This is a genomic window from Methylobacterium sp. AC433, from assembly GCF_979253015.1.
In genome coordinates, this window is the sequence record NZ_CEEDBN010000027.1 from 26803 (window position 1) to 34506 (window position 7704).

Annotated in this window: 9 protein-coding genes; 2 read left to right on the forward strand and 7 right to left on the reverse strand. The window is 71.8% G+C overall.

The window, feature by feature from the left end:
- The 6 genes from AC0IWM_RS22895 to AC0IWM_RS22920 all read right to left on the reverse strand — a co-directional run bounded on the left by AC0IWM_RS22895 (position 1) and on the right by AC0IWM_RS22920 (position 5284).
- The gene (locus tag AC0IWM_RS22895) at positions 1-411 is read right to left on the reverse strand and encodes a hypothetical protein (RefSeq protein ID WP_471758870.1); all 411 of its coding nucleotides are present in this window, start codon (positions 409-411) and stop codon (positions 1-3) included.
- Positions 412-516: 105 nt separating this feature from the next.
- Complete coding sequence (locus AC0IWM_RS22900) at positions 517-765, reverse strand: DUF2842 domain-containing protein (protein ID WP_471758856.1); 249 nt, start codon at positions 763-765, stop codon at positions 517-519.
- A gap of 100 nt (positions 766-865) precedes the next feature.
- Positions 866-1624, reverse strand: a complete 759-nt coding sequence (locus AC0IWM_RS22905; protein WP_471758858.1) for an ABC transporter ATP-binding protein — start codon at positions 1622-1624, stop codon at positions 866-868.
- Position 1625: 1 nt separating this feature from the next.
- Positions 1626-2378: an ABC transporter permease gene (locus tag AC0IWM_RS22910; protein WP_056469165.1), complete on the reverse strand. Its 753-nt coding sequence runs from the start codon at positions 2376-2378 to the stop codon at positions 1626-1628.
- A 150-nt stretch (positions 2379-2528) separates the two neighbouring features.
- On the reverse strand, positions 2529-3542 hold the full coding sequence (locus tag AC0IWM_RS22915; RefSeq protein WP_471758860.1) for an NAD-dependent epimerase/dehydratase family protein: 1014 nt from the start codon (positions 3540-3542) through the stop codon (positions 2529-2531).
- A 98-nt stretch (positions 3543-3640) separates the two neighbouring features.
- Positions 3641-5284 carry an inorganic phosphate transporter gene (locus tag AC0IWM_RS22920; RefSeq protein WP_471758862.1) on the reverse strand — a complete coding sequence of 548 codons (1644 nt, stop codon included), beginning with the start codon at positions 5282-5284 and terminating at the stop codon, positions 3641-3643.
- Positions 5285-5619: 335 nt separating this feature from the next.
- Between AC0IWM_RS22920 and AC0IWM_RS22925 the strand changes: the two genes are divergently transcribed.
- A complete protein-coding gene (locus AC0IWM_RS22925) occupies positions 5620-5976 on the forward strand; it encodes a GcrA family cell cycle regulator (RefSeq protein WP_471758872.1) in 357 nt (118 codons plus the stop codon).
- Positions 5977-6055: 79 nt separating this feature from the next.
- On the opposite strand, the gene AC0IWM_RS22930 is transcribed toward AC0IWM_RS22925, so the two are convergent.
- Complete coding sequence (locus AC0IWM_RS22930; RefSeq protein ID WP_471758864.1) at positions 6056-6649, reverse strand: hypothetical protein; 594 nt, start codon at positions 6647-6649, stop codon at positions 6056-6058.
- A gap of 323 nt (positions 6650-6972) precedes the next feature.
- Here AC0IWM_RS22930 and AC0IWM_RS22935 point away from each other — a divergent pair, with 323 nt between their 5' ends.
- Complete coding sequence (locus tag AC0IWM_RS22935) at positions 6973-7536, forward strand: superoxide dismutase family protein (protein WP_056469175.1); 564 nt, start codon at positions 6973-6975, stop codon at positions 7534-7536.
- Positions 7537-7704: the final 168 nt, after the last annotated feature.

Consider the following 7704-nt stretch of genomic DNA (forward strand, 5'->3'; position numbering starts at 1 on the left):
TCAGCGCCGGCGGCGGTGCCGGCGATAGGAGCGGCTCTCGCCGCCCGCGATGGCGAAGCTGGCGCTCTGCCGGCCGTAGCGCGCGTGGCGCCCGCGCCGCGTGCGGTGCCCGATGGAGGCGATCGCCGCCCCCGTCGCGGCGGCACTCGCGGCGATGTTCTGCGGAATCGCCGCGAGGGCGCTGGCGACCTCGGCCGAGGCGGCGCCGGTGGAGACGCCGCTGGCGACGTTCTTGGCGGCCGGGCCGAACATGGCGAGGCACTGGTTGTAGGCGAGGTCGTTCTTCAGGCGCTCACAGTCGGAGACCGAGCGCGGCGCCCCTTGCGCCCGCGCCGGCTGCAGCGACAGGGCGGGCAGGACCGACAGGATCGCGAGGCCGAGCAGGAGCGAGGGCGTGCGCAGGCTTAGCATTGAGCGGAACGACGGCCTTTTGACGAATGACACGGCGCGCTTCTGGGCCGCGAGTGCGGCGAAAACCCGACGCGAACCGACGTTTTCTCCCGAGATCCCAGGGTTTCAGCGCCGGTTCCCGGCGTCGTTCCCGCTCGCGTCGTTCTCACTCGCGTCGTTCTTGCCCATCCAGCTGATCAGCGGCATCAGCGGGAAGATCCAGGCGATGCCGAGCAGGGCGTAGAGCACCGCCTGCACGGGCGCCGGCGTCTCGGAGATCCGGCTGTCGGCGAGCGCCATGGCGAGCGGCGCGTAGACGATGATGAAGGCCAGCATCACGATCGTGCCGATCAGCGAGCGGGTGCGGCGGCGCATCGGCCATGTCCTCGAAGCGAACGGGTGGTTCCAGCGGGGGTAGAGCGCCGGGCGAGGGATGGCAACGGCCGCGCCCGCGACCCTTTCCGCACCCGCCGGGCTAGAGCTCCGCCGAGCGGTTCGACAGCTCCATCCGCAACTGCCGGGCGGCCTCCTGCAGGGCGGCGTCGCGCCGGCGCCGGGGCCGGGGCACCGTGATCGGCATCTCGGCCGACAGCCGGCCCGGGCTGCCGGCGAGCACGACGACCCGGTCGGCGAGGGTCACGGCCTCGTCGATGTCGTGGGTGACGAACAGGATGGTCTTGCCCGTCGCCGCCTGAATGCGCTGCAGCTCGTCCTGCAGGCCCTCGCGGGTGAAGCTGTCGAGCGCCGAGAACGGCTCGTCCATGAGGAGCACGTCCGGATCGACGGCGAGCGCCCGGGCGATGGCGACGCGCTGGCGCTGGCCGCCGGAGAGCTGGTGCGGCCAGCGCTGGCCGAGGTCGCTCAAGCCCACGAGGTCGAGCATCGCCTGCGCCTTGGCCAGGCGCTCGGCCTTGGACAGGCCGCTGCCCTCGAGCCCGAAGGCGACGTTGGCGATGACCCGGCGCCAGGGCAGGAGCCGCGCGTCCTGGAAGACCAGGGCCATGGGCGTGCGGCAGTCGGGGCGGGCCCGGAGGCGCACGCTGCCCGAACTCGGCTTGGCCAGCCCGATCAGCACGCGCAGGACGGTGGACTTGCCGACCCCGGATTCGCCCACGATGACGAGGAACTCGCCGCGTGCCACCTCGAGGTCGAGGTCCGCCAGGATGACGTTGCGGGTGCCGGCGCGCGCGTAGGCGAGCTCGAGCCCCGCGATGGAAATGATCGGCTCGGACATCTCAGGCGCGCCACCGTAGGAGCCACCCCTGGAGGGCGACGAAGGCCGTGTCGAACAGGCCGTAGAGGGCGGCCATGGTGAGCATGTAGACGACGACGATGTCGGTGGAGAGCAGGCTCGAGGCCTGCATCATCCGGGCGCCGACGCCGGGCACGCCGAAGATCTCGGCGGCCACCACCGCCATCCAGGCCTGGCCGAGCGCCGTGCGCAGGCCGACGAGGATGCCCGGGGTCGCCGCCGGCAGCAGGATCTTGGTGAGCCGGGACCAGGGCGAGCCGAAGCCGAAGGCCTGGGCCACCTCGACGAGGTCGCGGTCGACGCCGCGTACCGCCCCCTGCGTCGCGAAGAACACGATCCAGAACACGCCGATGGCGATGATGAAGACGGCGGCCTCGGGCTGGACGCCGAACCAGATGATGGCGAAGGGCACCCAGGCGAGGCCGGGGATCGGCCGCAGCAGGCGCACGATCCAGGCGGTCGCCGCCTCGAACCAGCGGAACATGCCGCTGAGGAGGCCGAGCGCGATGCCCGCGCCCGCGCCGACGGCGAGGCCGGTCACGTAGTGGCTGAGGCTCGACAGGACCGCCTCGCCCCAGACGCCGAGGCGCACTTCGTTGAGGAAGGCCGCCGGGATCGTGCTCGGCGGCGGCAGGAAGGCCGGGTTGATCAGGCCGAGGCGCGGCATCGCCTCCCAGAACACCAGGAAGGCGAGGAGCCCGGCCGCCGCCAGGGCGGTGGAGCGCAGGGCCATCATGGCCGGCCACCCGCGACGCCGTGGGACGAGCCGTCTCGGCGGAAGCGCCGGGGCGGGAAGGAACTGGGGATCATCGGAGGGACATGCTTCGGTCGGAACGGAGGGAGACGGGTCTGTGGCGGAGGTCTGCCGGAGCGGGGACCTCGCGGATCAGACCCCATAATAGCCCCGGTACCACGCCACGAAGGCGGGGATGCCAGTGCTGAGCGGCGTTTCGGGCACCGCACCGATCAGCGCCCGCAGGAGGTCGGTGCTCGCCTCGGTGCGGGGCACGTCGCCGGGAGGCAGGGGCTGGAGGATGCGCTCGGCGCGGACGCCCAGGGCCCGCTCCAGTTCGTCGATCATCGCGTCGACCCGGACCGGGCGGCCGCCCCCGATGTTGACGAGGCGGAACGGCGCCACCGGGCTCAGGGTGTCGCCGGCGCAGGCCGGGCCTGCCCCGTCGCCGGGGCGGGGCGGGGGACGGTCGATCAGGCCCCGGACCGCCGCGACGAGGTCGTCGACATAGGTGAAGTCGCGCTCGGCCGCGCCGCCGGCGAAGACCGTGATCGGCTCGCCCGCCAGGATCTTCCGCGTGAACAGGAACAGCGCCATGTCCGGCCGGCCCCAGGGACCGTAGACGGTGAAGAACCGGAAGGCCGTGGTCGGGATGTCGAACAGGTGGCTGTAGGCATGCGCCATCGCCTCGCCGGCGAGCTTGGAGGCGGCGTAGAGGGTCAGCGGCGTCACCGCGGGATCGGTCTCGCGGAAGGGCAGGTCGGTGTTGCCGCCATAGGCCGAGCTCGTGGAGGCGAACAGGAGGTGGCGCACCGGATGCGCCCGAACCGCCTCGATCAGGTTGGCCATGCCGACGAGGTTGGCCTCCACGTAGGCGCCGGGATTCTCCAGGCTGTGGCGCACGCCGGCCTGGGCCGCGAGGTGCACCACGATCTCGGGGGCGGCCCGGCCGACCGCCTCCCGCAGGGCGCTGGGCGTCTCCAGGCGGGCCTCGACGGCGGTGAAACCGGGATCTCGCGCGAGGTCGGCGTGTCGCGCCCGCTTCAGGGCGACGTCGTAATAGTCGCTGAAGCCGTCGAACCCCGTGACGGCGTGCCCCTCGTCGAGGAGGCGCCGCGCGAGGTGATAGCCGATGAAGCCGGCGGTGCCGGTCACGAAGACGCGCATGGGGTTCCTGGCGGCCGTCCGAACCCGGACGAGCCCACCCCCGACCTACACGCAGCGCCGCGCGACCTCAAGAAAGCCGAGGTTCCCCGGCCCGCCCGTCAGAACACGTGCCGCAGGATGAAGAAGAGGCTGCCCGCCAGGGTGATGGCCGCCGGGAGGGTGAGCACCCAGGCCAGGGCCATGTTGCGCACCGTGGCGACCTGCAGGCCCGAGCCGTTGGCCGCCATGGTGCCGGCGACGCCGCTCGACAGGATGTGGGTGGTGGAGACGGGCAGGCCGTAGAGCTCGGCGAGGCCGATGGTGCCGGCGGCCACGATCTCGGCCGAGGCGCCCTGGGCGTAGGTGAGGTGGGTCTTGCCGATCCGCTCGCCCACCGTGACGACGATGCGCTTCCAGCCGACCATGGTGCCGAGGCCCAGGGCCAGGGCGACGCAGACCTTCACCCAGGTCGGGATGTAGCGGGTGCCGTCGTTGAGCAGGCCCTCGTAGGCCTTGAGGGTCTTGCCCTCCGCCTCCGGGAAACCGGCGCCGGCGCCCGGCAGCAGCCGGACCGCGTCGGCGGCGAGGTACATGTCGTTGCGCAGGTTCGGGGTCGCGGCGGCCGGCACCTGGCGGATCGCGCCGTGGCGCTGGACCGAGGCGGCGATGTCGTCGGAGAGGGCGGCGAGCGCCGCGTAGACGGCGGGGGTGTTCAGCGCCCCCGTGCGCAGGGCCTCGCTGACCTGGCCGCGGGCGGCCGCCGCGTCGGGGCGCGCCGCGGTTCCGGCCCGGGCCGCGAACACCGCGCTGGCGTCCTTCGACTGCTGCACGAAGACCGGGGTCATGTCGTCCGACATGGTGCGGTTGAGGGCATAGGCGGTGGGGGCCGCGCCGATCAGGATCAGCATGATCAGGCCCATGCCCTTCTGGCCGTCGTTGCCGCCGTGGAAGAACGACACCAGGGTGCAGGTGAGGATGAGGAGGCCGCGGATCCAGAGCGGGGGCGGGGCCTCGCCCTCGGGGGCCTCGTAGAGGTCGCGTCGCTTGACCACCGCCTTCATGGCCAGGAGCAGCAGGGCCGCCAGGACGAAGCCGAGGACGGGCGAGAACAGCAGCCCCTCCAGCACCTTCACGGCCTGCCCCCACTCGACGCCGGAGGTGCCCTGGCCCTCGGGCGCCATCAGCTGGTTGGCGAGGCCGACGCCGATCACCGAACCGATCAGGGCATGGGAGGAGGAGTTCGGCAGGCCGAGCGCCCAGGTGCCGAGATTCCACAGGATCGCGGCGATCAGCAGCGAGAAGATCATCGCGTAGCCGGCGGAGGAGCCGACCTGCAGGATCAGCTCCACCGGCAGCAGGGTGACGATGGCGTAGGCCACCGCGCCCGAGGACAGCATGACCCCGAGGAAGTTGAAGGCGCCGGACCAGACCACCGCCACCACCGGCGGCATCGCGTGGGTGTAGATCACCGTCGCCACCGCGTTGGCGGTGTCGTGGAAGCCGTTCACGAACTCGAAGGCCAGGGCGATGAAGAGTGCCAGGGCGAGGAGCGCGAAGGCTCCGATCGCCAGCGGGCTCTCGCCCACCGCGTTCATGTCGTGGATCAGGCTGTAGCCGGCATAGGCGAGCCCGCCGACGAGGACGACCGCGAAGGCGACGAGGCCCGAGACGTGGATGCCGCCGTCGAGGTTCGGGCCGGGGCAGCGCCCCGATCCCGTCTGCGGCGGCGCGGAGCGAAGTCCGGGGGCGATCGCGTCGGCCATGAATCGGGTCCCTCGGCGGGGCGATCACGCGGGCGGGACGATCCCGCCGCGACGCCCCACACGCTCCGCCCCTATGACGATCCTGTCACAGGACGATGACAGCGGCCCCATCTCCTCACGCGGGCCGGGATGAAACCCGATGCTGGTTCGTGCGCGGACCCGGACCCGCGTTCGGCCCCTTAAGCAAGGGGCGGGAAAGCTGTGCGCTGCAACACACACATGCGTCGGCACTTGTTTGCCGGGGGGCAAACCCCAGATATAACAGCATCATGACGCTGTCGCGTCCGGTTCGGCCGCGCTTTCGACCCGTTCCGGGTCCGCGAATCTTCCCCAACATGTCTGCGGGCCGCCCGCTGGGTCCATGCAGGGGAAAGGTCCTCCCGAAGGCGACACGCTCCCGATCCGCCACAATCCGCAGGGCCTCGCCCGCGAAAGACAGTCCGCGAGTCATCCGATCCATGAACCAGCTTGTCCGCATGTCACAGGTCGGCGAGGCCGATGCCATCGCCGAGCCCTCCGCCGAGCTGCGGGTGCCGTTCGCGCAGTCCGGTGCCTTCGTGTGCAAATTCATCATCGGCGAGCCCAACGACCGCGCCGTCTGCTGCGGTGCCCCGGCGCCGGACGGCAAGAGCTGGTGCGCCTTCCACCGCCGCATCGTGTTCGAGCCCGCCCGGCCCGGCCGCCTGCGCTGATCCGCAGGTTCGGCCCCGATCTGCCTCGAGCCCCGCCGGCATCCCCGGCGGGGTTTTCGTTTGCGCTGCCGGCCGAATCCTAGTCGTCGCTCTCCTCCTCGTAGGGGCGGTAGGTGCGCAGGCGCCGGCCGTCGGGAAACTCGATGCTGCGGGATCGGACCACGAGGTAGCCGGCCTCCTGGGCCTGCCGGATCCGGCGCGCCCGGTCGTCCTCGTAGATGAACGTCCCCGTCGGGGCCGGAGCCACCCCGTAGCTGTAGCGAATCACCGGCGGCCGCGCCGCATAGGCAGCGGGTCGCTGGGCGAGGCGGCGGCCGGCGCGGTCCGGGGCGGCGGGCGAACGCGCGACCGCGCGGATGGTCTGGTGACGCGGCGCGGAGGCCGTCCGGTGCGTGACCCGCACGCGTGCTTCGGTATACCCGCGCACGCTCTTGGGCGTCCGGGCCGCCGCCTGGATCGGGCGCTTGGCCTCGGCGGGCGCCGCGGGCGCGGCGGCTTGGCTCGGGGCCTCGGGCGCCGGCGCGGGCTTGACCTCGGCGGCCCCCCGGGCCGGCGGATCGGTCCAGGTCCGGCCGGACGCCGAGGATTGCGGCGTCTCCGACAGGGCCAGGGTGGGCAGGGCGCCGATCACGAGAGCAAGGAACCCGAGACGGCGAGGGACGGCGAACGTCATGGGAACCTCCCAACGAGCCTTACGCTGCAATCACTGATGACACCGTGCCAAGATCTTGAGCCCGTCCACCGGGAGAGACTTGGTGAATCAGGGTCCGACCTCGGCCTCGTCAGGGGAAACTTAGCGAAACCTTAAGAGCTCGTCCACGCACCGGGAACGTCTTCGTGCCGGAGAACACAAATGCTCGCGACGGTCAGGGCATCTGGCCTCCCCGGCCGCGGCATGGGAAAGGTCGCGCATCCCCGGCATTGCCGTGGATCGCCCCGGGACCATCTTCGTTGACGCTCCACTGGCGTACCCGGCGTGGAGAGGAGAGCCATTTCATGAGACGACTTCCGTCGGTCCTCGCCCTCGCGGCGAGCACGGCCTTCGCCGCCCAGACTGCCCTCGCGCAGCCCGCCCCGGCCGCGCCCGCGGAGGCAGCGCCCCCCGCGGCACCGCAGACCTTCGAGAGCCCGATCCAGAACGGGAAGGGCGAGCCCATCGGCAAGATCGCGATCCGCGACGGCGCGAGTTCCCTGGTCATGCGCGTGACGATCCAGCCCGGCGGCCTTCCCCCCGGCTGGCACGGCATCCACTTCCACGCCGTGGGCGATTGCTCGGACACCGCGAAGTTCGAAAAGTCGAAGGCCCACGTGAACCACGACCAGAGCAAGCACGGCCTGCTCAACCCGGAAGGCCCGGACGAGGGCGACCTGCCCAACGTCTTCGCCAATGCCGACGGGTCGGTGAACGCGGAGGTGTCGAGCGAGACGCCGCTGACCGGCGAGGGCGCCCTCAAGGACGGCGACGGCTCGGCCCTGATCATCCACGCCAACGAGGACGATCACACCACCCAGCCGATCGGCGGCGCCGGCGCCCGCATCGCCTGCGCGGTGATCAAGTAGACCTCGCGCAGTCCCGCGGAGCCCTCGGCCCCGCGGGGTTTTTCCAGTGCCGACCTACTTCTGGACGACGCTGACGAGCTTGGCGCCCCGCGCCTTCCGTTCGGGGAGGGCGTCCTTGACGGTCTTGAGGATGCCGGCGGCGTCGAGGCCGGCCTCGGCGTACATGGC